The organism is Saccharibacillus sp. CPCC 101409, from assembly GCF_030518235.1.
In the GTDB taxonomy this organism is placed as follows: Bacteria; Bacillota; Bacilli; order Paenibacillales; family Paenibacillaceae; genus Saccharibacillus.
Map to the genome: position 1 here is coordinate 467,903 of NZ_JAULSA010000002.1, position 23,395 is coordinate 491,297.

Annotated in this window: 20 protein-coding genes; 17 read left to right on the top strand and 3 right to left on the bottom strand. The window is 60.4% G+C overall.

Annotated elements, in window-relative coordinates; all coding sequences use genetic code 11:
* Positions 1-165: 165 nt before the first annotated feature.
* Positions 166-1,923, bottom strand: a complete 1,758-nt coding sequence (locus QWJ34_RS06295) for an Rqc2 family fibronectin-binding protein (RefSeq protein WP_302726216.1) — start codon at positions 1,921-1,923, stop codon at positions 166-168.
* 501 nt (positions 1,924-2,424) lie between these two features.
* Between QWJ34_RS06295 and dapF the strand changes: the two genes are divergently transcribed.
* Positions 2,425-3,261: a diaminopimelate epimerase gene (dapF, locus tag QWJ34_RS06300; RefSeq protein ID WP_302726217.1), complete on the top strand. Its 837-nt coding sequence runs from the start codon at positions 2,425-2,427 to the stop codon at positions 3,259-3,261.
* Positions 3,262-3,413: 152 nt separating this feature from the next.
* On the opposite strand, the gene QWJ34_RS06305 is transcribed toward dapF, so the two are convergent.
* Positions 3,414-4,379, bottom strand: coding sequence for a ring-cleaving dioxygenase (locus QWJ34_RS06305; protein WP_302726710.1), 966 nt, complete (start codon positions 4,377-4,379; stop codon positions 3,414-3,416).
* Between the two features lie 243 nt (positions 4,380-4,622).
* Between QWJ34_RS06305 and QWJ34_RS06310 the strand changes: the two genes are divergently transcribed.
* The 15 genes from QWJ34_RS06310 (at position 4,623) to QWJ34_RS06380 (ending at position 20,754) form a co-directional block, all read left to right on the top strand.
* A complete protein-coding gene (locus QWJ34_RS06310; protein WP_302726218.1) occupies positions 4,623-5,510 on the top strand; it encodes a YicC/YloC family endoribonuclease in 888 nt (295 codons plus the stop codon).
* Positions 5,511-5,573: 63 nt separating this feature from the next.
* Positions 5,574-5,834, top strand: coding sequence for an extracellular matrix/biofilm regulator RemA (gene remA / locus QWJ34_RS06315; protein ID WP_005548256.1), 261 nt, complete (start codon positions 5,574-5,576; stop codon positions 5,832-5,834).
* An 11-nt stretch (positions 5,835-5,845) separates the two neighbouring features.
* On the top strand, positions 5,846-6,418 hold the full coding sequence (gene gmk, locus QWJ34_RS06320) for a guanylate kinase (protein WP_302726219.1): 573 nt from the start codon (positions 5,846-5,848) through the stop codon (positions 6,416-6,418).
* A gap of 99 nt (positions 6,419-6,517) precedes the next feature.
* Complete coding sequence (rpoZ, locus tag QWJ34_RS06325; protein ID WP_302726220.1) at positions 6,518-6,757, top strand: DNA-directed RNA polymerase subunit omega; 240 nt, start codon at positions 6,518-6,520, stop codon at positions 6,755-6,757.
* 222 nt (positions 6,758-6,979) lie between these two features.
* Positions 6,980-8,401 (top strand): bifunctional phosphopantothenoylcysteine decarboxylase/phosphopantothenate--cysteine ligase CoaBC, encoded by a 1,422-nt coding sequence (gene coaBC / locus QWJ34_RS06330; RefSeq protein WP_302726221.1) that lies wholly within the window; start codon positions 6,980-6,982, stop codon positions 8,399-8,401.
* Complete coding sequence (gene priA / locus QWJ34_RS06335) at positions 8,398-10,965, top strand: primosomal protein N' (RefSeq protein ID WP_302726222.1); 2,568 nt, start codon at positions 8,398-8,400, stop codon at positions 10,963-10,965. The genes coaBC and priA overlap by 4 nt, the downstream gene beginning before the upstream one ends.
* 132 nt (positions 10,966-11,097) lie before the next feature.
* Positions 11,098-11,580 carry a peptide deformylase gene (gene def / locus QWJ34_RS06340; RefSeq protein WP_302726223.1) on the top strand — a complete coding sequence of 161 codons (483 nt, stop codon included), beginning with the start codon at positions 11,098-11,100 and terminating at the stop codon, positions 11,578-11,580.
* Positions 11,581-11,585: 5 nt separating this feature from the next.
* Positions 11,586-12,527, top strand: coding sequence for a methionyl-tRNA formyltransferase (gene fmt / locus QWJ34_RS06345; RefSeq protein WP_302726224.1), 942 nt, complete (start codon positions 11,586-11,588; stop codon positions 12,525-12,527).
* Between the two features lie 674 nt (positions 12,528-13,201).
* Positions 13,202-14,545 (top strand): 16S rRNA (cytosine(967)-C(5))-methyltransferase RsmB, encoded by a 1,344-nt coding sequence (gene rsmB, locus QWJ34_RS06350; RefSeq protein ID WP_302726711.1) that lies wholly within the window; start codon positions 13,202-13,204, stop codon positions 14,543-14,545.
* 184 nt (positions 14,546-14,729) lie between these two features.
* Positions 14,730-15,788, top strand: a complete 1,059-nt coding sequence (gene rlmN / locus QWJ34_RS06355) for a dual-specificity RNA methyltransferase RlmN (protein ID WP_302726225.1) — start codon at positions 14,730-14,732, stop codon at positions 15,786-15,788.
* A 5-nt stretch (positions 15,789-15,793) separates the two neighbouring features.
* Positions 15,794-16,573: a Stp1/IreP family PP2C-type Ser/Thr phosphatase gene (locus QWJ34_RS06360; RefSeq protein ID WP_302726713.1), complete on the top strand. Its 780-nt coding sequence runs from the start codon at positions 15,794-15,796 to the stop codon at positions 16,571-16,573.
* On the top strand, positions 16,570-18,879 hold the full coding sequence (pknB, locus tag QWJ34_RS06365) for a Stk1 family PASTA domain-containing Ser/Thr kinase (RefSeq protein ID WP_302726226.1): 2,310 nt from the start codon (positions 16,570-16,572) through the stop codon (positions 18,877-18,879). Before QWJ34_RS06360 ends, pknB begins: the two co-directional genes overlap by 4 nt.
* Before the next feature lie 49 nt (positions 18,880-18,928).
* Positions 18,929-19,837: a ribosome small subunit-dependent GTPase A gene (gene rsgA, locus QWJ34_RS06370; RefSeq protein WP_302726227.1), complete on the top strand. Its 909-nt coding sequence runs from the start codon at positions 18,929-18,931 to the stop codon at positions 19,835-19,837.
* 3 nt (positions 19,838-19,840) lie between these two features.
* Entirely contained in the window at positions 19,841-20,506 is a 666-nt protein-coding gene (gene rpe, locus QWJ34_RS06375) for a ribulose-phosphate 3-epimerase (RefSeq protein WP_302726228.1), read from the top strand.
* Positions 20,503-20,754, top strand: coding sequence for a hypothetical protein (locus QWJ34_RS06380; RefSeq protein WP_302726229.1), 252 nt, complete (start codon positions 20,503-20,505; stop codon positions 20,752-20,754). The genes rpe and QWJ34_RS06380 overlap by 4 nt, the downstream gene beginning before the upstream one ends.
* 221 nt (positions 20,755-20,975) lie before the next feature.
* Here QWJ34_RS06380 and rpmB read toward each other — a convergent pair whose 3' ends face one another.
* Positions 20,976-21,164 (bottom strand): 50S ribosomal protein L28, encoded by a 189-nt coding sequence (rpmB, locus tag QWJ34_RS06385; protein WP_302726230.1) that lies wholly within the window; start codon positions 21,162-21,164, stop codon positions 20,976-20,978.
* A gap of 428 nt (positions 21,165-21,592) precedes the next feature.
* Between rpmB and QWJ34_RS06390 the strand changes: the two genes are divergently transcribed.
* Positions 21,593-23,368 carry a DAK2 domain-containing protein gene (locus QWJ34_RS06390; RefSeq protein WP_302726231.1) on the top strand — a complete coding sequence of 592 codons (1,776 nt, stop codon included), beginning with the start codon at positions 21,593-21,595 and terminating at the stop codon, positions 23,366-23,368.
* Positions 23,369-23,395 lie beyond the last annotated feature (27 nt).

A 23,395-nucleotide genomic window follows, 5' to 3' on the forward strand; every position in this document is an offset into this window, starting at 1 on the left:
GATAGGCTGGCTGCCTTTGGCAGCGTCGCTGGTAAAGATATAAAAAAGCCCGGGTTCCGCTTTTGCGGAATCCGGGCTTTTTGCATAACCGAAATTATTTGCAGGATACGACCGGGGGAGGGAGTGACGAAGCAGCATGAGTATACGAACTTCGGCAGTACCGGTTTACGCGTTTTTAACGGCGCTCGGCAGAGCTTTGATCAGATCTTCGTCGGGCGTGACGAACAGGGTCTTTTGATGATCGTAGATCACGAAGCCCGGTTTGGAACCGCTCGGCTTGTGCACATGGCGGATCTGGGTGGTGTCGACGGGCACGCTGCTGGAATGCTTGGCCTGGCTGAAGTAGGCGGACAGCTGGGCGGCTTCGTTCAAGGTGGCTTCGCCGTATTCGGCGCTGCGGATCACGACGTGCGAACCCGGAATGTCTTTGGTGTGCAGCCAGGTGTCGCCGGAGTGCGCCAGCCGGTTGGTAATGTATTCGTTTTGCAGATTGTTTTTGCCGACATAGATCTCGATGCCTTCGGAAGACGTATAGACGTGCAGCGTCGGTTTGTCGTTCTTTTTTTTCTTTTTGGCGCCGCGGGCAACTCGGTTGCGGACATAGCCCTGCTCGGCCAACTCGGCGCGGATCTCGTCGACATCGCGCAGGGTGGCGTCGTTCAACTGCTGAAGCAGATTGTCCATATAAGAAATTTCCGCGTGCGTTTTCTTGATCTGCTCGTCGATTACGGCCAGGCTGTTTTTGTATTTGTTGTACTTTTTGAAATAGCGCTGCGCGTTGTCGGACGGACCGAGCTGCGGATCGAGCTGGATCTTGACCGGCCGCTGTTCTTCGTCGTAAAAATTGACCAGTTCGATCTCTTTCATGCCGCGTTCGAGCAGATGCAGCGAAGCGAACAGCAGCTCTCCGTGAATGCGGTACTGCTCGGCATCCTGCGCCTCTTCGATATCGCGGTCCAGGTGGTCGAGTTTCTTCACGTTCTTGCTGCGCTCGTTCTGCAGGAACTTGAGCAGGTCGCTCACCTTCTGCTTGACTGTATCGCGGTCCGCTTTATCGCCGTAATAATGCTCCATGCAGGTGCTGATGGAATCGAAACGGCGAAGTTCGCCTTCGATCAGCGTCAGCGGCACGGCGGAGAAAACAAGCTTGCCGCGCGCGTTCAGGCCGCTGCTCGGTTCGAAGCTTCCCTCGCGGACGCCGGCCATCAGGCGATCGAACGCGGTCCAGACCGCTTCGGTCACCGATTCCCCGGCGCCAAGCGGCGTTTCGGCTGCGGAGGCGCGGTGCAGAACTTCCTGGGCAATCAGCGGACTGATGCCGGTATAGGCGTCGACGATGCGGTTGACCGGGGCCACTTCCGCGTGCTCCGACCATTTTTGCATAAATTCGTCCCGGCCGGCCTCCAGCGGATTCAGCTTGTGCTGCTGCGGAGGCTCCTGATACTGGAAGCCCGGCATCACGACGCGGTAGCTGCTGATCGCCGGCGTTACATGATGAATGCCGTCCAGGATCGTGTTGTTCGACGCGTCGAGCAGGATGATATTGCTGTGCCGGCCCATCAGTTCGACGACCAGCTTTTTGAGCGAGACGTCGCCCACCTCGTCGCGCTGGCGAATCCAGAAATGCAGAATGCGCTCCATGCCGACCTGCTCGATTTTTTCGATAATGCCGCCTTCGCAGTGTTTGCGCAGCAGCATGCAGAACATCGGCGCTTCCGGCGGATTCATGTACGACTGCTCGGTAAACTGCACCCGCGGATACGTGAGGCTGGCCGACAGCAGCAGCTTTTTGCCTCCTGCGCGCGAGCGGATTTGAAACACGATATCGCTGCCCGAAGGCTGGTGCACTTTGCCGATGCGGGCTCCTTGAAGCGACTGGAGCTCGGATGCGATCGCGCGTGTGACGATTCCGTCCAATGCCATCTATAAACGACCTTCTTTCTCTAGGGCGTGTACACAAACTCCGAAGGAAGCAGATTTGACTGAATTTTCGTTCTCGACAAGGAACTTTTCCGAAGGCGTGCCGGGGCACGTCAAGGGAAAGTAACGCGGCATTGAATGAATCGTACACGCTTTGAGCACGATTCATTTCGAGGGCGAAAAGGCAGGTAAAGATGCACTTCAGTGAGTTTGCGTACACGGCCTACGTCCGTATTGTTCCAAACCGGGTCGAGACGCGTAAAAACACAAAGTTTCGCGCACAAAATCAATAGAAATCGCGCCCCGGTTCGGGTATCTTAATTAATGTAGCTTTTGCGGTCTCCCCGGCGGGGAAGTCCGCGTCCGGAACCTGCCGCAGCGGCGGGCCGGACAAGAAGCGGCATGATCTATATTGAGCGAAACGGGCGCTTTCGTCAACTTGCCGGAACCGGGAAGGGAGGCGGGACGCGCCGTTTCGAAAACGATAAGGAGCGGAAACAAACCATGGAATTCACCAAAATGCACGGGCTGGGCAACGACTTTATTATCGTGTACGGGGAGCGGGAGCTGCCGTCGAACGCCGCGGAGCTTGCGGTGCGCGTGTGCGACCGCTTTTTCGGCATCGGCGCGGACGGTCTCGTCTATATCCTGCCGTCGGCCAAAGCGGATTTCATGATGCGCATCATGAACTCGGACGGTTCGGAAGCGGAGCAGTGCGGCAACGCGATCCGCTGCGTGGCGAAATACGTGTACGACCGCAAGCTCGTATCCGGCGAGAGCCTGACGATCGAAACGATCGGAGCCGGCGTACAGCCGCTGACGATCTCGGCCGAAAACGGCGTCGCCCGCACGGTGCGAGTCGATATGGGCGCTCCGGTGCTCGAAGGCGCGAAGATTCCGGTCGCCGTCGACGGCGAGTCCGTCGTCGATCGGCCGATCGAAGCGCTGGGCGAGTCTTTTCAATTCACCGCCGTATCGATGGGCAATCCGCACTGCGTGATTTACGTGGACGACGCGGTGAGCTTCGACCTCGCCAAGTGGGGGCCGGCGCTGGAGAAACATCCGCTGTTCCCCAAGAAGGTGAACGTGGAATTCGCGACCGTCAACCATCCTAGGCAGATCGACATGCGCGTCTGGGAACGGGGAGCGGGGCCGACGCTGGCCTGCGGCACGGGAGCCTGCGCGACGCTCGTTTCGTCGGTGCTCAACGGGCTGAGCGGCCGCGAAGCGACCGTATCGCTCAAAGGCGGCGACCTGTTTATCGAATGGAGCGAAGCCGACAACCACGTGTATATGACCGGACCGGCGGCATTTGTGTACACGGGCGAACTGATCGGTTAAAAAGGGATCGAACGGAAAACGGCGCGGCCGATGCTCTTGAAGCGAGGCCGCGCCGGATAAGCAAAGCAAGCGAGCCTCCCTGCGCGTCGTGCGTGCAGGGGGGGCTCGCTTTTTTGGATCGAAATCGGACCGGCGGCGTAAAAACCTCCGGCTTACAGATCGAGCGGACGCAGATTCGCTTCGATCTCGGCGCGGCGGTGTTCCAGGAACGAAGGCAGGCCGAGCTTCTCGCCCAGCGATTCGACCGGTTCGTCGATATCGAATCCCGGAGTGTCGGTCGAAAGCTCGAACAGGATGCCGTTCGGCTCGCGGAAATACAGCGCTCGGAAGTAGTCCCGGTCGACGCGGCCCGAATTCGGCAGGCCGCTGGCGGCGATGCGGTCGATCCATTTGGCGTATTCTTCTTCATTCGGGATGCGGAACGCCACATGGTGAACGCCGCCGCGTCCGAGCCGGGCGCGCGGCAGATCCGGCCGGGCTTCCACATGCACTTCGGCGCCGGAGCCGCCTTCGCCCGTGGCGAACACTTCGATCTCGGCGAAGTCGCCGGCGAGCGAAGGGTACGAACCGACTTTGCGGAAACCGAGCAGCTGCGTCAGCGCGAGCGCGGTCGGCTTCGGATCGCCGACGGTCAGCGTAACCGGGCCGAGGCCGACGACGGCGTGTTCGAGCGGAATGCCGTCCGCCGCCCACGGGGTGCCGGGCGCGACGCCGCTTTCGTCGTTGTCGGCGGCAAGAATCAGGCGGGTGCCTTCGAAGTCTTCGAAAGCCAGCGTATCGCGGCCCGCCCGGCCTTCGATCTCTTCGCGCTTGACGCCGAAGAAGTCGAGCCGCGAAGCCCAGAATTCCAGCGAGGCCGTGGTCGGCACTCTGAGCGAAGTAGCGGAGATGCTGGAGATCCCGTGATAGGAAGGCCCGATTCCCGGATAGTCGAAGTAAGTCACTTCCGTGCCGGGGCTTGCCACCGCGTCGCCGTAGAACAAATGATAAGACGTTGTATTGTCCTGATTGACGGACTTTTTGACCAGGCGCATGCCCAGTACCTTCGTGAAAAATTCAAAGTTCTTCTCGGCTTTGCCGGTCATGATCGAGACGTGATGCTGTCCGAGCAGATGCATAATGCTCATCTCCCAAATCTTTTTTTTGGTTTATTTATTAAAGCAACTTTAATAATTTCAGTATATATCTTTACTTAAAGAGAATCAAGTCCGTTTTGCAAAAACGGGTTCTTCGAAGCGGAGGAAAAGAACGGCCGCCCCGCAAAGCGGAAGGAAGCCGGAAAACGAAAATGCGATGCTGCGTTCGTACCCCTTGTTTCGGATTCCATAATCCATTAAAATAGGGTAACGGATGTGATGACGATGTCTTTCAGCATGACCGGCTACGGTCAGTCCGCCATGCAGCGCGGCGGATACAAAATTCAATTTGAGGTCAAATCCGTCAATCATCGCTACTGCGAAGTCGTACTTCGGATGCCCCGGGAATGGAACAGTTTCGAGGAAGGTCTCCGGCGGCTCGTACAGCAGCATGTCAAACGCGGGCGGATTGACGTATACGTCACGCGGGAGAGCGAATCGGCGGGAACGGCGCTGGCGCTCGACCGCGCGGCGGCCGAATCTTATATCAAGGCCGCCGAAGAACTGGCACGGGTTTACGGAATCGACGGACGGCTGAGCGCTTCGGAACTGCTGGCCCTGCCCGACGTGATGGTTCCTTCGGAAGCTTCGGCGCCGGAGGAAGAGAACGCGGATTGGGAACCGGTCCTGCTCGAAGGTCTGGGCAAAGCGCTCGAGGAACTGGTGCGCATGCGAGGTTCGGAAGGAAGCCACCTGTCGGAAGACTGCCGGATTCGCCTGGACAACCTGGCCGCTTCCCATGCCGAGCTGAAGCGGCTTGCGCCGACGGTGGTCGAAGATTACCGGAGCCGGCTCCGGCAGCGCCTGACGGAACTGCAGGATGGAAGCTTCGCGCTCGACGAGCACCGCATCGGCATGGAAGTGGCGCTGTTCGCCGACCGGTGCAGCATCGACGAGGAACTGGCGAGGCTGGGCAGCCATTTCGGCCAGTGCCGCGAACTGCTGGCCGGCGCGGAACCGAAAGGACGCAAGCTCGACTTCCTCATTCAGGAAATGAACAGAGAGGTCAATACGATCGGATCGAAGGCGAATCATTTGGCGCTCGGAGGCCATGTCGTCGAGATGAAAGCGGAGCTTGAGAAGATGCGCGAGCAGGCCGCCAATCTCGAATAACGGCCGGGCGCCGGCCCGATAAACGAGAGAGTAACCGAACTTAATTAGGGGGAAAACCTGGACATGGCAATCAAGCTCATCAATATCGGCTTCGGGAACATTGTATCGGCCAACCGAATCATTTCCATCGTAAGCCCGGAATCCGCGCCGATCAAGCGCATCATTCAGGAGGCTCGCGACAGGCATATGCTGATCGACGCGACATACGGCCGCAGAACGCGCGCCGTTATTATCACCGACAGCGATCATGTCATTTTGTCGGCGGTTCAGCCGGAGACGGTGGCTCACCGACTGTCGACCAAAGACGACGATAACGACGAATAATGGAGAGAACTATGTCTAAAGGGTTACTGATTGTACTGTCCGGACCTTCGGGAGTCGGCAAGGGAACGGTGTGCAGCGCGCTGCGCAAAAGATTGACCGGGCTGGTATACTCGGTGTCGGCGACGACCCGGTCGCCCCGGGCGGGCGAACAGCACGGCGTAAATTATTTTTTCAAAAGCCGCGACGAGTTCCTGACCATGATCGAAAACGATCAGCTGCTCGAATATGCGCAGTACGTCGACAATTATTACGGCACGCCCCGCGATTTCGTCGAACAGACGATCGAAGCGGGCAACGATATCATTTTGGAGATCGAAGTGCAGGGCGCGCTCAAAGTGAAAGAAACGTTTCCGGACGGCGTGTTTATTTTCCTGACTCCGCCTTCGATCGACGAACTGCGGGAGCGGATCGTCGGACGCGGCACGGAAACGGCGTCGGTGATCGACAACCGTCTGTCCGTGGCCGAAGACGAGATCGCCCTGATGCGCCATTACGATTATTCCGTCGTCAACGACGAAGTCGATCTGGCCTGTATGCGGATCGAATCGATCATTGTGGCGGAACACTGCCGGATCGTCAAGTAGAACCAAGGCTTCGGCCGACCAGATTGCCGGATAACCGGAAGCTTCCCCGCCGGCGCGCGGGCGTACGGGAACGGGGAGCGAAGAGAGGACGATATTCATATGCTGTATCCTTCCATCGACAAGATCATGACCAAAGTAGACAGTAAGTATTCCCTGGTCGTAGCGGCCAGCAGACGGGCCAGACAGCTGCGCGAAGGTTCGGAAACCGAACTTCAGCGGGCCAAATCGCACAAATACGTAGGCGTGGCGCTCGAAGAGATTTACGGCGATTACATCCGCCTCGAAGCGCGCGACGAGAACGAAGTCGTCGAAGAGCAAAAAGGCAAACGCAACCTGTAGTATACGTTCCGATAAGCGGCGCATAAGCCGGAACAACGCCGGCGATTGCGGCTGCCCACGGACCGGATATATCCGATAAGCAGTCGGCGGAGCCCGCAGCGGCGGAGAAGCGCGTTTCCGGAAAGCGGAAGCACGATTGTTCTCCGGGCAAACACATCGCGGAAACGGCTCCGATCTTAACAACCGAAAGGTTGTTATTTTTTTTCAGGAGGGGGAAACGAAATGTTGAACGGGAAAAAGATTCTGCTCGGCGTAACGGGAGGAATCGCGGCTTACAAAGCCGCGGCGCTGTGCAGCCAGCTGGTCAAAGCGGGAGCGGACGTGCATGTGATCATGACGGAATCCGCGCTGCGCTTTATCCCGGCTCTGACGCTCCAGGTGCTGACGCGAAACGATGTTTATACCGATACGTTCGACGAACGCAACCCGAAAGTCGTCAACCATATCGATCTGGCCGACAAAGCCGACCTGGTGCTGATTGCGCCGGCGACGGCGAATATCATCGGCAAGCTGGCCAACGGCATCGCCGACGACATGCTGTCCACGACGCTGCTGGCCGTGACCGCTCCGGTCATGATCGCGCCGGCGATGAATGTGCATATGTACAGTCATCCGGCCGTCGTGCACAATATGCGCGTCCTGACCGACCGAGGCGTCATGATGATCGAGCCGGGCAGCGGAATGCTGGCCTGCGGTTATGTCGGCAAAGGACGTCTGGAAGAGCCGGAAACGATCGTGGAAGTGGTGCGCAGCTTCTTCGGCGACCGGACGGCGAACGCCGCCGGCGCTTTCGCCGCGGCATCGACGGAACCTTCCATTGAAACGCAGAGCGAGTTCCTCGATCCGGGGCCGCAGGCGTTCCCGATCGTTTCGCCCGAAGAAACCGCGGGGGCGGACGGCGTGCTTGGGATCGGCTCGGCGCCGGAATCGGCGGAAGAAGCCGAGGCTTCTTCCGATGCGCTTCTTCAACGCTCCGAAGACCGTCCGCTCGCGGGCAAGAAGATCGTCGTGACGGCGGGCGGCACGATCGAACGAATCGATCCCGTGCGCTATATCACGAACGATTCTTCCGGCAAAATGGGCGCGGCGCTCGCCATGGCGGCCCGGGATATGGGCGCGCAGGTCAAGCTGATCGCCGGCAAAGTGCAGATCCCGCTGCCGGCCGGCATCGAAACAATCCGGATCGAATCGGCCGAGGACATGTACGAGGCCTGCTTGAACGAATGGCCGAATACCGACGTGCTGATTATGTCGGCGGCGATCGCCGATTATCGGCCGAAATCGAGCGCCCCGCGCAAAATCAAAAAGCTGGGCGACACCATGTCGCTGCAGTTGGTCAAAACGGTCGATGTGCTGCAGACGCTCGGCGCGCAGAAAGAGCATCAGTTCCTGATCGGCTTCGCGGCGGAAACGCACGATCTCGACGTATACGCGGCCGAGAAGCTCCAGCGTAAAAACTGCGACCTGCTGGTCGCCAACGACGTGACCCAGACAGGCGCGGGATTCGGCAGCGATACGAATATCGTGCGGCTGTTCGGGCGCGAAGGCGAGATCGGCGCGCTGCCAAAGCAGTCCAAATACAGCACGGCGCGCGAAATTCTGCTCGAAGCGTCGCGCCGAATGAGCGAGGGAGCGCTGCGATGAATTTTGCGCGGGTGATCGTGGATGTGCCGGTGCGGGCGGTCAGCCGTCCGTTCGACTACCGCGTTCCCGAAGAAATGAAGGAATGGATCGCGGTCGGCAGCCGGGTCGGCGTGCCGTTCGGCGGACGCACGGTGCAGGGGTTTGTCGTCGGCTTTACCGACGAGAGCGAGTATAAGCACGGCCGGATCAAACCGATCCGCGATCTGCTCGATCTGGTGCCTCCGCTGCCGGAGGATCTGGTCGAGCTGGGGAGCTGGATCGCGGAGAAGTACGCCTGCCACGAAACGACGGCGCTGCAGGCGATGATCCCGTCCGCGCTCAAAGGCAAAGCGGAACGCTTTATCCATGCGGCGCTTGCCGAAGGAGACGCCGGCGAAAGCTCGGCGATCGAAGACGCGCTGGCGTCGATGCCGGAAGACGCGGCGGAGCCGACTCTGTTCGGCTCGCAGCCGGACGCTTCGGGCGCGGGGGAGATTGTGGAATACGTGCGCAGCCGGGGACAGGTCAAAGCGGAGCAGCTCCGGCAGAACTTTCCGGGGCGCGAGCGGACGGTCCAGGCGCTGATCCGCGGCGGGCTGCTGTTCGAGAGCCAGGAGATCCGCGACCGGATGGGCCGCAAAACGATCAAAACGGTCGTGCTCAACGTCGACGCGCAGCGCGCGGCGGAAGAGCTGGAGAATTTCCCGGCCCGGGCCAAAAAGCAAAAAGAAGTGTTTGCGCTGCTGATCGAGCTCGGCGTGCCGATGCCCATGAAAGAAGTGCTGAGCGCGCTCGGCGTGACGGCGAGCGCCGTCAAGTCGCTGGAAGACAAAGGGCTGGTGCGGCTGGAAGACGTGGAAGTATTCCGCGATCCGTACGAAGGGCGCCGCTTCAAGCCGAGCGAAGCGCCCCGGCTGACGGGCGAGCAGCAGCAGGTGTACGATTCCGTCGTCGGCCAGCTGAACGAGCGCAGGGAAGGCGTGTTCCTGCTGCACGGCATTACCGGCAGCGGCAAAACGGAAGTGTATTTGCAGTGTATCGAACGCTGCATCGCGCAGGGCCGGCAGGCGATCGTACTGGTGCCCGAGATCTCGCTGACGCCGCAGATGGTCGAACGGTTCAAAAGCCGCTTCGGCTCGAAAGTGGCCGTGATGCACAGCCGTCTGTCCGGCGGCGAGCGTTACGACGAATGGCGCAAGATCCGCGAAGGCCGGGTACAGGTGGCGATCGGCGCGAGATCGGCGGTCTTCGCTCCTTTCAAAGACATCGGCCTGATCGTTATGGATGAAGAGCACGAATCGTCCTACAAACAGGAAGAGAGCCCGAAGTATCATGCCCGCAACGTGTCGGTCAAACGCGCGGAGCAGCATAACGCGGTCGTGATCCTGGGCTCGGCGACGCCTTCGCTGGAAACTTATCACGCCGCCCGCTCGCAGAGCGATCCGCATTTCTCCCCGCTGCTGGCGGAGATTTCGCTGCGCGCGCTCGGCAGCGAACTGCCGGGAGTCAAGATCGTCGATATGCGCGAAGAACTCAAAGAAGGCAACCGCTCCATGTTCAGCCGCGAGCTGCACACAGCGATCGAGCAGCGTCTGGAACGCAAAGAACAAACGGTGCTGCTGCTGAATCGGCGCGGCTACTCGACGTTCGTGATGTGCCGCACCTGCGGTTACGTCGCCGAGTGTCCGAACTGCGATATCTCGCTGACCTATCACCAGCGCTCGAACAATTTGCGCTGCCACTACTGCGGCCACGCCGAGCCGGTGCCGGAGACGTGCCCGGAATGCGGCAGCGAACATATCCGCTATTTCGGCACCGGCACCCAGCGGGTCGAGGAAGAATTGGCGAAGCTGTTCCCCGGCATCCGGGTCGTTCGGATGGACGTCGATACGACAAGCGAAAAAGGCTCGCACGAAAAGTTGCTGCAGCAGTTCCGCGACAAGAAAGGCGATGTGCTGCTCGGCACGCAGATGGTCGCCAAAGGACTGGACTTCCCGGACGTGACGCTGGTCGGCGTTATCACCGCGGATTCGGCGCTCAATCTGCCCGATTTCCGCGCGGCCGAGAAAACGTTCCAGCTGCTGACGCAGGTGGCGGGACGCGCGGGCCGTCACCATCTGCCGGGCGAAGTGTTTATCCAGTCGTACAATCCCGATCATTACTCGATTCTGCATGCGTCCAAGCATGACTACCATTCGTTTGTGCGCGAAGAACTGGGCCACCGGCGCAAGCTCGGCTATCCGCCGTACTGCCGGCTGATCCTCGTGACTTTTTCTCACGAAAAGCTTCCGGTCGTGGTGCGGATGGCGGAAAATTACGCGGCGATGGTGAAAGAAAAAGCGAGGGCTCGCGGCTGGTTGACCCGGCTGGACCGGCTGAGTTCGGAAGCGCTGGACCTGCTCGGACCGATCGCGTCGCCGATTCCGCGGATCAAGAATAGATACAGATTTCAATGTATGATAAAATGGCGGGGAGAAATGGACGCCGCCCTGCTGGTCAGAGAGATCGCGGACGAGCTGGAAGATACGGCGAAAGAGCAGGATCTGCTGATCAGCATCGACGTCGATCCCCAGGTCATGATGTAAGGCGGAGCGGCCGGGAGAAGAGGACTTCTCCCTCACCGCTTTTTCGCGCCGGGCTCCCGGCAGTTTCGGCCCTGCGCGGATTTCCGCGCTTTTTTTACGCATAACGTTTTGAAAAAAGGAAGGTGCTCGACCATGTCGATTCGATTGATTGTTAAAGAACCCGATGAAGTGCTGCACAAAAAAGCCAAAGAAGTAACCAAGATTACGCCGAACGTCCGGAAATTGATGGACGATATGGCGGAAACGATGTACGATGCGGACGGCGTGGGCCTGGCGGCTCCGCAGGTCGGCATTCTCAAACGCATTATCGTCATCGACGCAGGCGACGAGAACGGTCTGATCGCGATGATCAACCCGGAGATTGTGGAACGCGACGGCGAGCAGTTCGGGGCCGAAGGCTGCCTCAGCATCCCCGGTTTTCAAGGCGACGTGCGCCGGGCGATGACGGTTACGGTCAAAGGACTGGACCGCGAAGGCGCCGAGTTTACCGTGACGGGCAGCGAGCTGCTGGCCAGGGCGTTTCAGCATGAGATCGACCATTTGGACGGCGTGCTGTTTACGGATATCGCCGAGAACGTATACGACATCGTGCCGGACAGCGCGGCAAAGGAGTGAACGGAATGAAAAGAGTAGTATTTATGGGAACGCCGCAGTTTGCGGTATCCTGCCTGGAAGCGCTGCTGGAATCGGAGTGCAATATCGTGGCCGTCGTCACCCAGCCTGACCGTCCGCAGGGACGCAAAAAGGTGCTCACGCCGTCTCCGGTCAAGGAAGCGGCGCTGCGCCGTCATCTGCCGGTGCTTCAGCCCGATCGGATGCGCGACAAAGAAGCGGTCGAGGAACTGGCTTCGTTTCATCCCGATCTGATCGTTACGGCGGCTTACGGCCAGATTCTGCCCAAGTCGCTGCTGAGCGTGCCGGAGCTGGGCTGCGTCAACGTGCACGGATCGCTGCTGCCGGCTTATCGCGGCGGCGCGCCGATCCAACGCTCGATTATCAACGGCGAGACCAAGACCGGCATTACGTTGATGTATATGGCCGCGGGACTGGATACGGGCGATATGATCGCGAAGCGCGAAGTGGACATTACGGACGAGGACACGTCGGGCACGTTGTTCGGGAAAATGGGCGCCGCGGGTGCAGAGCTGCTGAAAAGCGAGCTTCCGCGCTTGCTGGCCGGCCGCGTGGACGCGGAGCCGCAGGACGAGTCGCTGGCTTCTTACGCGCCGAATCTGACGCGAGGCGACGAGCGGATCGACTGGACGCGTTCGCCGCGCGAAATCTTCAACCGGGTGCGCGGATTGTCTCCGTTCTCCGGCGGCTATACGCTGTGGAACGAAGAAGTGTTCAAGGTCTGGGAAGTCGAGCGGCCCGAAGATAACGGTCCCGAAGGCGGGGCGGCGCCCGGCACGGTGCTGGACGTGAGCGCAAAAGCGATTGTCGTCGCCTGCGGCGGCGGAGCCGTGCGGCTGACGAAAGTGCAGCCGGCCGGTAAAAAAGCGATGCCGGTGTCCGACTTTGCGCGCGGCACGGCAATGAAGAGCGGGACGGTGCTGGGATGAGCGGAAACGGAGAAAAAGGAAAACGCTCGGGCGAGCCGGGTATCCGGATCTTCGGCGGAGGAACGAAATCGCCGGGCGGCTTCGATCCGAACAAAGCGGCGGAGCGTCCGAAAAAAGCCGAGCGGAATAAAAAAGACGGTGGCAACAAAACGGAAGACCGCGGCAAAAGCGGCAGCCGCAAAGCGGCGTCGGGCGCGAAATCCAGCGGCGCAGGCAAACCGGCAGCCGGCGCGAAGCCGACGGGCGCCCGCAAACCGGAGGCGGGCTTCAAGCAAAGCGGCAGCGGCAAACCGGCGGCAAACCGCCAAAACGCCGAAAGCCGCAAAGCGGCGCCCGGCGGCGCGGGCAGGCCGTCGGCGGGAATCGGCGCGCAGGCCGAAGCGAAGCTTCGAGCGGGCGCGCCGGCGAAGCCGGATGCCGCAGCAAACGCCGGCGTCAAACGCGAAGCGCAGGCCGGGCCCCGGCCGGCAGCGAAACCGAAGCCGCAATCGGCTTCGGTTCAAAGCGGCGCGCCGGCAGCGCCGCAGCGCCGGCAGACGGGAGCCGCGGCGGCCCCAACGCCGCAGCGCTCCAAGCCGGCGAGCGCGGCCGAGCGTATCGCGGCCAAAGCCGCAGGCGGCACTTCGGCGCCGCAGTCCGGCGCCCGCGGCGGCGAAGCGCCGCGCAGACGCAAAGTGCAGGCGACGGCGCGCGAAGTCGCGCTGAACGTACTGGCCGGCGTCGAAGAAGACGCCGCGTACAGCAATCTGCTGCTGAACCGCGCTTTGCAGCGCGCGGAACTGAGTCCGGCGGACTCGGGGCTCGCCACCGAGCTGGTATACGGCACGATCGCGCGTCAGGCGACGCTGGATTATTTCCTGAACCGCTTTATCAAAAGCGGCGTGAAGCGCCTGAATCCGTGGGTGCGCAGCCTGCTGCGCATGTCGCTGTACCAGATCCGGTATCTGGACCGGATTCCGCCGCACGCGGCGGTGAACGAAGCGGTCGAGATCGCCAAGAAGCGGGGCCACCAGGGCATCGCTTCGATGGTCAACGGCGTGCTGCGCAGCATTCTGCGCGAAGAGGGCGAATTGACCCTGCCGGACGATCTGCCGGCGGCGGAGCGGATCGCGCTTGAGCACTCGCATCCGCTGTGGCTGGTCGAACGCTGGATCGCCCAGTACGGCGAAGAAACGGCGGAAGCCGTCTGCGCGGCGAACAATCAGCCGCCCAAAACGAGCCTGCGCGTCAATACGCTGCGCGGCAGCCGCGAAGAACTGCTTGGCGAGCTGGAAGCCGAAGGCCGGACAGTTCGCGCTTCGGAATTGTCTCCGCTAGGCGTGATTGTCGAAAGCGGCGGGAATCTGGCGGACGATCACGGTTATCGGGACGGCCGGTTCAGCATCCAGGACGAAAGCTCGATGCTCGTCGCCGAAGCGCTGGCGCCGGAGCCGGGCATGAAAGTGCTCGACTGCTGCGCCGCCCCGGGCGGCAAAACGGCGCATATCGCCGAAAAGATGCAGAACCGCGGCGAGATCGTCGCCAACGATCTGCACGAACACAAGCAGGGGCTGATCGCGGAGCAGGCCGAGCGGCTGAATCTGTCCTGCGTCGAGACGAGCGTCGGCGACGCTTTGACGCTCAAAGACCGGTACGAACCGGCTTCGTTCGACCGTGTGCTGCTCGACGCGCCGTGCTCGGGCTTCGGCGTTATCCGGCGCAAGCCGGATCTTCGCTGGGCCAAAACGCCGGACGACGCGGCCTCGATCGCAAAGCTGCAGCGCCAGCTGCTGGGTTCCGTCGCCGGGCTGGTCAAGCCGGGCGGCATCCTCGTGTACAGCACCTGCACGATCGAGCGCGAAGAAAATCAGCGGGCGGTGGCGGAGTTCCTGCGCGATCACGCGGAATTCGTTTCGGAACCGTTCGACGTTCCCTCGCTTGAGAACGCGCCGCAGACCGGCGGGGCGGGCATGCAAATTTTGCCGCATCAATTCGGTTCGGACGGTTTCTATATCGCCCGGCTGCGCCGCAGAAGCTGATTCGGCCTAACGAACGGGGCGGTCCGGATTGAGTCTTTCGGTCCGGTGTGCCGATATAACAGAGGAACCCAGGCAGCGCCTTCGCGGGTCGGCCGGGGGTTCCTCTTTAGCATGAACGGGTTTTATGCTAAAATAGATGAGATGGAAAGCGATAAATTGAACAAACAAGGGGATAACCGACAACATGAAACCTTTCATATACGATTACAATCTCGACGATCTGCGGGAATGGGTAACGGCGAACGGGGAAGCCGCGTTCCGCGCCGATCAAATCTTCGATTGGCTGTACGTCAAAAGAGTCTCGAATTTCGAAGAAATGACCAACCTGTCGAAATCGCTGCGCGGCAAACTGGATGAACAGTTCGCTTTCGTCACACTGAGCGAGATCACCAAATTCAAGTCCAAAGACGGCACCGTAAAATTCCTGTTCGGCCTGCACGACGAGCATGCGATCGAGACCGTCATTATGAAGCACAACTACGGCAACAGCATCTGCGTCACGACCCAGGTCGGCTGCCGCATCGGCTGCACGTTCTGCGCGTCCACGCTGGGCGGACTCAAGCGCAACCTGACGGCCGGCGAGATCGTGGCCCAGGTCGTCGAAGCGCAGAAGATTCTGGACGTCGACGGCGAACGCGTCAGCAGCATCGTCATCATGGGCTCCGGCGAGCCGTTCGAGAACTACGACGCCACCATGAAATTCCTGCGCATCATGATTCACGAAAAAGGACTGAATATCGGCCAGCGCCATATTACGGTCTCGACGAGCGGCATCGTGCCGAATATTTACAAATTCGCCGACGAGGACACGCAGATCAACCTGGCGATCTCCATCCACGCGCCGAACGACAAGCTGCGTTCAAAGCTGATGCCGGTCAACCGCCGTTATCCGTTCGACGACGTGATCGCTTCGCTCGATTACTATTTCGAGAAAACGGGCCGCCGCCTGACGTTCGAATACGCGCTGATCGGCGGCGTAAACGACCAGGCCGAGCACGCGCAGGAACTGGCCGACGTGCTGAAGACCCGCATGGCGCACGTCAACCTGATCCCGGTCAACCACGTGCCGGAACGCAAATACGTGCGCACGTCGCGCAGCGATATTTTCAACTTCCAGCGCATTCTGACCGAGAACGGCATCAACGCGACGATCCGCCGCGAGCAGGGACACGATATTGCGGCGGCCTGCGGCCAGCTGCGCGCCAAGCATATGGAAAAAGGACAGGAAAAGGCTGCGAGGTGAATATGGTGATTCATACCGTTCATGCAACTCATATCGGAAACGTGCGCAGCGTCAACGAAGACCTGAGCTGGGTCGGCCGGATCAAGCCGGGCGGCTATACGCTGGGGATCGTGGCGGACGGAATGGGCGGCCACCTGGCCGGGGATACGGCAAGCCGGCTGACGGTCGAGACGATCGTCGCCGATCTGGGCGGACTCGAAGCGGGCTTGTCGCCGGAAGCCTGCGGAGCGGCGCTCAGCGACGCGATTCTGCATGCCAACGAAGTCGTGCATCGTCAGGGAGAGTCCGATATCCGTTATCACAATATGGGCACGACCGTAGTGGCCGTGCTGCTCAGCGGAACGGAAGGCGTAATCGCCCACATCGGCGACAGCCGGGCTTACAAGATTACGGCGGAAGGCATAGAGCGCCTGACCGACGATCATACGCTCGTCAACGAGCTGCTCAAAAGCGGGCAGATCAGCGCGAAGGAAGCGGGCTCGCATCCGCGGCGCAACGTGCTGACGCGGGCGCTCGGCACCGACGCCGAGGTAAAGGTCGATCTGGATCGCCTCGCCCTCGCGTCGGGAGAAGCGCTGATTCTGTGCAGCGACGGACTCAGCAACTTCGTAGCCGAAAGCGAGATGCTGCGCACGGTGCTCAAATCCGGCGAAGCGCTCGAAGACCGGGCGCATAAACTGATTCGCATGGCGCTCAATTCCGGAGGCGACGACAATATCACCGTCGCGCTGTTCGAGAACGGGCGCGCCGGGCAGGATGCGGCGACGAAGGAGTGGGTACAATGATCGGTCAGGTGTTCAGCGGCCGCTACGAAATTATAGAACGCGTGGGCGGCGGAGGCATGGCGCTGGTGTACAAAGCGCTCGACCTGCTGCTGAACCGCTTCGTCGCGGTTAAAGTGCTGCGTCAGCAGTTTATGCACGACGACGAGTTCATCCGCCGTTTCCGGCGCGAAGCGCAGTCGGCGGCTTCGCTGTCCCATCCCAATATCGTCAGCATCTACGACGTGGGCCAGGACGGCGAAGTGCAGTATATCGTTATGGAATATATCGAAGGCCGCGATCTCGACGAAGTGATCAAGGAGCGGGCTCCGCTGCCGACCGAAGAAGCGGTGCGAATCGCGTCCCAGATTTGCGACGCGCTCGATCACGCGCACAACAATCAGATTATTCACCGCGACATCAAGCCGCACAATATTCTGATCGGCCGCAACGGACGGGTTAAAGTGACGGATTTCGGGATCGCCCGGGCGGTGACGTCGACGACGATCACCCAGACCGGTTCGGTCGTGGGTTCGGTGCATTACTTTTCGCCCGAGCATGCCAAAGGCGTCGCGGCCGGCGAGAAATCGGACCTGTATTCGCTCGGCATCGTGATGTACCAGATGCTGACCGGCGCTTTGCCGTATCAGGGCGAAAGCCCGATCAGCGTGGCGCTCAAGCATCTGCAGGACGAATACGAAGAGCCGCGCAAGCTCAATCCGATGATTCCGCAGAGCGTGGAGAACATTATCATCCGGGCGATGCGCAAAAATCCGGCGGAACGCTACGCGTCGGCAAGCGAAATGCAGCGGAATCTCGATACCTGCCTGCTGCCGTCGCGCCGCGACGAAGAAAAAGTGAACTTCGAAGAAGTGGACGACGCCGACCGCACGCTGGTCGTGCCGGCGATTCGTTCGTATGCGCCGCCTTCGCCGGAAATGCAGCGCGGCGATCCGGCGGACGGAAGCAAGAAAGGCAAGGCGGCGGGCAAAAAGAACTGGAAAAAGCCGGCGATTATTATCGGCTCGACGCTGCTTGTCCTGCTGATCGCACTGCTGGTCGTCCTGTACGTCCGCAATCAGGTCGTAGTGAAGGACACGACGGTGCCGAACGTGCTCGGATTGACCGAAGACGCGGCGCGGACCGCCCTGGCCGAGAAAATGCTTGAAGTGGAAGGGGTCAAAAAGGAATACGATCCGTCCACCGAACCGGGCATCGTGTTCAAGCAGAGCAAGCCGGAAGGGCTGACGGTCAAGCAGGGAGCGTCGGTGCTGCTGACGGTAGGCGCGGAAAAACCGTTGTCCAAGATGCCCGCGGTGACCGACGGGACGTACGACGACGCGCTGAGACAGCTGGCGGCGCTCGGCGTTTCGGAAGATCGCGTCAAGTCCAAGGAAGTCTTCGACGAAGCCGAAGCCGGAACGGTGATCGCGCAGTCTCCGGACGCCAACGATCAGTTCGACCCCGACGAGGACGTCGTGCAGCTGACCGTCAGCAAGGGAGTCGAGAACATGACGGTGCCGGACGTGACGGGCAAGACCCGCGATCAGGCGGTGGCGGCCATCAACGCCCAATCGCTGGCGCCTTCCACTTCGGAAGAGCCGAGCTATACGGTCGAACAGGGCAAAGTCATCAGCCAGGCTCCCGAATCGGGCACGGAAGTGAAACCGGGCTCCACGGTCAAGATCGTGGTCAGCACGGGCGTTCCGCCCGAAGCGCTGAACTTTACGCTGAATCTGCCGGTCGAGCCTTCGCAAGAAGGCGCAGCCAGCAAGATAAGCATCGAATACAGCGATGCGCGGGGCGAACACATCGACTTCGGCACGGCGACGATTTCTTCGCTGCGCATCTTCCAGATTCCGCTGGTGCTGGCGCCGAACCGCAACGGATCGGTCGTAGTGCTTCGGGACGGCGAATACGTGGATTCCTACACGGTCGATTACACCGGCGCCAAAGACGGGACTTACCAGCAGCCGAAGCTTCCGGAGAAAGAACCGGAAGTGACGCCTCCTCCGGAAGAAGATCCTGTGGAACCGCCGGCCGAAGAACCGGGCGGCGACCCGCAGGGCGGGCAGGAAGGAGACGGCGCCGGGGAGACCGACGGCGACGGCGGCGCTGCCGATACCCAGCCGCCTCCGGAAGACAACACGGATGCGCAGAATCAGGACGGCACCGATCAGCAGCAGGACGATCCGGGACAACCGGAAGGCGGCGAAGAAACCGATCCTTCCGCCCTGGTTCCGTCCGGCAAAGTCGAGAACGTTTCGGCGCGCGCTCCTGTCAACGGACGCGGACACGATAAGGCAGTTGAACACGGAAACGGACGATAACGCGCCGCGCGGCGCGTTATCGTCCGGTCCGAAAAAAGGACGGTGAAGCATGCCCGAAGGATTAATCGTTAAAGCGTTAAGCGGATATTATTATGTGAAAGAGGACGGCGCGGCTCCCGAAGACGCATCGGTGCAGTGCCGGGCGCGCGGAGTGTTCCGCCTCAAAGGCAAGCCGCCGCTCGTCGGCGACCGGGTCGTATATGAACGGACCGAGAACGGGGAGGGCACCGTAACCGAGCTCAAGCCCCGCACCTCCGAACTGATCCGTCCGCCGGTGGCGAATGTCGATCTGGCGGTCCTGGTGTTCTCGGTCAAGGAACCGGATCTGAATCTGAATTTGCTCGACAAATTCCTGGTGCATATCGAGCACGAAGGACTCGACGCGCTGATCTGTCTGACCAAGATGGATCTGATCGGCGAAGACGACGAAGAAACGCGCGGCGCGGTGGAACGCGCCAAAGCGCTGTACGAATCGATTGGCTACGAAGTGCTGGAGACCAGTTCGCCGCGCGGAATCGGCGCGGACCGGCTGCGCGAGCGGCTGGCCGGCGAGATCAGCGTGTTCTCCGGGCAATCGGGCGTCGGCAAGTCTTCGCTGCTGAACGCGATGTTCCCGAATCTGGATCTGCTGACGAGCGAGATCAGCATGAAGCTCGGCCGCGGCCGGCATACGACGCGGCATGTGGAGCTGGTGGAACTTGCGGGCGGGGGCTATATCGCCGATACGCCGGGCTTCAGCCAGCTCGATTTTCTCGAACTGGGCATCGAGGAACTGGCGGGCTGCTTCCGCGAGTTCGTGCCGCTGGCCGAAGGCTGCAAATTCCGGGGCTGCACGCATCTGCACGAGCCCGGCTGCAAAGTTCGCGAAGCCCTGGAGCGCGGCGAGATCGCGGAAAGCCGCTATCGGCATTACGCCGCTTTCAACCAGGAGATGAAAGACAAGAAACGGAGGTACTGACTTATGGTATTGATTGCTCCTTCGATATTGTCCGCGGACTTCTCGAAGCTCGGCGCGGAAGTGAAAGAAGTGGAGGCCGGCGGAGCGGACTGGCTGCACGTCGACGTAATGGACGGCCATTTCGTCCCGAATATTACGTTCGGCGCGCCGGTAATGCGCTCGATCGCGCCGCTTACGCAGCTGCCGCTCGACGTGCACCTGATGATCGAGAACCCGGAGAATTACATACCGGAATTCGCCAAAGCCGGAGCGGCCGTCATTACGGTGCATACCGAAGCCTGCGTGCATCTGCACCGGGTCGTACATCTGATCAAAGAGCACGGCGTCAAAGCCGGCGTGGCTTTGAATCCGGCGACGCCGGTATCGGCGATCCGCGAAGTGATTGAAGATCTGGACCTGGTGCTGATCATGACCGTCAATCCGGGCTTTGGCGGCCAGGCGTTTATCGAGCGCGCCGTGAACAAAGTCCGCGAAACCCGCGAACTGGCGAACTCGCTGGGGCTGCGGGATCTGCATATCGAAGTCGACGGCGGCATTACGGCGGATACGGCGCCCCGAGTCGTGGAAGCCGGCGCGGACGTGCTGGTTGCCGGCAGCGCGGTATACGGCGCGAGCGACCGGGCGGAAGCGATCCGTGTGATTCGCGCCAGCGCGGACCGAAGCGTATGACGTTCAAATCGACGCTGGCGCTTGCTTTTGCGGCATCGGCCACCGGTCTGCTGATTTCGGTCTTCGCTTTTCTGCCGCTGCCGTTCAACGCATTGGTCGGCCTGTTGGCCGCGGTAATCGCCATCTGGTTTTTTCGCAACAACGAAACGCGCGGAAGACGCATCGCGTTCGTGATCTGGGCGGTCGTTTACTTTTTGTTTTTCACCGTGCTGGTCGCGTCCGTCCGCTATCGAATGGGATTGATGTAAGCGGTCCGGCCGTTTGGAACGAGTAGTTTGAATGGCAAAAAGCCGAAGCTTTTCCCGCGGGGGAACAAGCTTCGGCTTTTTTCGCATGAAGTCGACGGCGCTTTTTGCGTGTCTCCATCTGTTTTCTGCATGTGTTTTCTTCAGGCGCGTATTCACGTTCTCGGGAAAAAAAACTAAAAGCCCCTTCGCAAACGAAGGGGCTTTCTCGTCTTATATCTCGATTAAACGCGAGTCACTTTACCGGATTTGAGAGCCCGGGTGCTGACGTATACACGTTTCGGTTTGCCGTTTACGAGGATACGAACCTTCTGGACGTTAACTCCCCAAGTACGACGATTGCGGTTGTTGGCGTGGGAAACGTGGTTACCGGAGCTTGGTTTCTTACCCGTTACAAAACATCTGCGAGCCATGAATGACACCTCCTTGCCTAGATAAAACCTACATAAAGCAACACTTAAATCATCATAACATACGTAAAAAAGCTCCGTCAACGGTTCTAAAAACTTTATTTATTTCTACGTAAGCTTATAGTACAATGTTAGATGGGGCCTTTTGCAAAATCTGCTTTGAATTCTTGTCCGGATTTTGCAAAAGGCTCATGTTGTATGGAACCGGAAAGCGGGCCGCACGTATGCATCGCAAGCAAAGCGCGAACGATTGCAATCGGCCTGCCGCCGCACGGGTATACCTATAGAGAGAGCGGCGATAACAAGGCAGCAAGAGAGCGCCGCGCAGCGGATAAACATACAGAGCTCCAGATCCATACAGACGGCGGACGGACCTGAACAGAAGCAGGGCGTTTGCTTATCCGAGCAAGGTTTAGGAAGGGGATTTTTCATTGAGCAGGCGTTCGATTAACGGAAATGATTTTACCGGCATGGTATTGGCCGGAGCGGAACGGCTTTCGCGGCAGGCGGAGCACGTCAATGCGCTGAACGTATTCCCGGTGCCCGACGGCGATACCGGCACAAACATGAACCTGACCATGACGGCGGGCGTTGCCGAGCTGCGCGAGCGCAGTTCCGCATCGATCGGACAATCGGCCACGGTGCTGTCCAAAGGACTGCTGATGGGCGCGCGCGGCAATTCCGGCGTGATTCTGTCTCAGCTGTTCCGCGGCTTCGGCCGCTATGCTTCGACGCATACGGAATTGAATGCGATTCAATTCGCCGCGGCGCTGCAGGTCGGCGTCGATACGGCTTACAAAGCGGTCGTCAAACCGGTCGAAGGCACGATCCTGACCGTGGCCCGCGAAGCGGCCAAGCATGCGGCTTCGCAATCGCGCCGCACCACGGATGTCGTCGAGCTGATGCGCGAGGTGCTTGACAAGGCCCAGGCGGCGCTCGACCGCACGCCGGAACAGCTTCCGGTGCTGAAGCAGGTCGGCGTCGTCGACTCCGGCGGCCAGGGACTCGTTTATATTTACGAAGGCTTCCTTGCGCATCTGGAGAACGGTTCCGCCGAGGGCGCGCAGGCGTCTGCTCCTGCCGCCGGCACGTCTCAGCCGCGCCCGGTTTCCGCGCAGACCGCTCCGCCGGCCGTCACGCAGGTTCCGCTGTCGGCGCAGGCCCAATTGGACACCGAAAATATCGAATTCCTGTACGATATGGAATTTTTCATTAATCTTAGCCTCGGCGAAGGTTCCAGAGAACGCTTCGACGAAGAAGCGCTCCGCAGAGCGCTGGCCGTAAACGGCGATTCGATCATTATTATCGCCGACGACGATATCGTCAAAGTGCATGTGCATTCCAAAACGCCGGGCGAAGTGATGACGATCGCGCTCCGCTACGGCGAGATTACGCAGATCCATATCCTGAATATGCGCGAGCAGCACCGCGATCTTCTGCATGCCGGCATGGACGGCGCGCCGTCGCCGGAACTGTTCGCCGATATTCCGTCTCCTCCGGCCGCCGTCGAAGAAACGGCCGCGCTGCCCGCCGACGAAGTGGCGCCTTACGGCTTTATCGCGGTGGCGAGCGGAGCGGGCATCGAAGAAATCTTCAAAAGTCTCGGCGTCGACATCGTGCTGTCCGGGGGACAGACGATGAACCCGAGCACGGAAGACTTCGTTAACGCGATCGGCCAGCTGTCGGCGCAGCATGTCTTCCTGCTGCCGAACAACTCCAACATCGTGCTGGCCGCCCAGCAGGCGCGCGATCTGCTCGAAGGCGAGCGCCAGATCACCGTCGTGCCGTGCAATAGCATCCCGCAGGGCATCGCCGCCGCGCTCGCTTTCCAGGAAGAAGAGAACTCCGAAGTCAACGAGTCGCAGATGCTTGACGCGCTCAAGCAAGTCAAGACCGGGCAGATCACCCATGCCGTACGCGACACCACGTTCGACGGCCTGGAGATCAAAGCCGGCGATTATATCGGAATCTATAACTCCAAGATCGTTGCGACCGCCGCCGACCGCCTGACGACCAGCCGCACGCTGCTCTCCGCCATGATCGAGAGCGGCGACGAAGTGGTCACGCTGCTCGCCGGCGAAGAAGCCGTCGAAGACGAAACCGCCGAACTCGCCGATTGGCTGTCGTCCGAATACCCGGACGCCGAGATCGAGTTCCATTCCGGCGGCCAGCCGGTGTACGATTACCTGTTCTCGGTCGAAGCCTGATTTTGATCTTCTCTCGCATCTATCCGG

What these genes read in the sequence shown, in the direction of transcription:
- def (WP_302726223.1), top strand. Translation starts at nt 11,098, where the DNA reads ATGTCGATTCGATTGATTGTTAAAGAACCCGATGAAGTGCTGCACAAA.
- dapF (WP_302726217.1), top strand. Translation starts at nt 2,425, where the DNA reads ATGGAATTCACCAAAATGCACGGGCTGGGCAACGACTTTATTATCGTG.
- priA (WP_302726222.1), top strand. Translation starts at nt 8,398, where the DNA reads ATGAATTTTGCGCGGGTGATCGTGGATGTGCCGGTGCGGGCGGTCAGC.
- remA (WP_005548256.1), top strand. Translation starts at nt 5,574, where the DNA reads ATGGCAATCAAGCTCATCAATATCGGCTTCGGGAACATTGTATCGGCC.
- QWJ34_RS06295 (WP_302726216.1), bottom strand. Translation starts at nt 1,923, where the DNA reads ATGGCATTGGACGGAATCGTCACACGCGCGATCGCATCCGAGCTCCAG.
- rpe (WP_302726228.1), top strand. Translation starts at nt 19,841, where the DNA reads ATGGTATTGATTGCTCCTTCGATATTGTCCGCGGACTTCTCGAAGCTC.
- gmk (WP_302726219.1), top strand. Translation starts at nt 5,846, where the DNA reads ATGTCTAAAGGGTTACTGATTGTACTGTCCGGACCTTCGGGAGTCGGC.
- rpmB (WP_302726230.1), bottom strand. Translation starts at nt 21,164, where the DNA reads ATGGCTCGCAGATGTTTTGTAACGGGTAAGAAACCAAGCTCCGGTAAC.
- rpoZ (WP_302726220.1), top strand. Translation starts at nt 6,518, where the DNA reads ATGCTGTATCCTTCCATCGACAAGATCATGACCAAAGTAGACAGTAAG.
- fmt (WP_302726224.1), top strand. Translation starts at nt 11,586, where the DNA reads ATGAAAAGAGTAGTATTTATGGGAACGCCGCAGTTTGCGGTATCCTGC.
- rsgA (WP_302726227.1), top strand. Translation starts at nt 18,929, where the DNA reads ATGCCCGAAGGATTAATCGTTAAAGCGTTAAGCGGATATTATTATGTG.
- QWJ34_RS06310 (WP_302726218.1), top strand. Translation starts at nt 4,623, where the DNA reads ATGTCTTTCAGCATGACCGGCTACGGTCAGTCCGCCATGCAGCGCGGC.
- coaBC (WP_302726221.1), top strand. Translation starts at nt 6,980, where the DNA reads ATGTTGAACGGGAAAAAGATTCTGCTCGGCGTAACGGGAGGAATCGCG.
- QWJ34_RS06305 (WP_302726710.1), bottom strand. Translation starts at nt 4,379, where the DNA reads ATGCATCTGCTCGGACAGCATCACGTCTCGATCATGACCGGCAAAGCC.
- pknB (WP_302726226.1), top strand. Translation starts at nt 16,570, where the DNA reads ATGATCGGTCAGGTGTTCAGCGGCCGCTACGAAATTATAGAACGCGTG.
- rlmN (WP_302726225.1), top strand. Translation starts at nt 14,730, where the DNA reads ATGAAACCTTTCATATACGATTACAATCTCGACGATCTGCGGGAATGG.
- QWJ34_RS06380 (WP_302726229.1), top strand. Translation starts at nt 20,503, where the DNA reads ATGACGTTCAAATCGACGCTGGCGCTTGCTTTTGCGGCATCGGCCACC.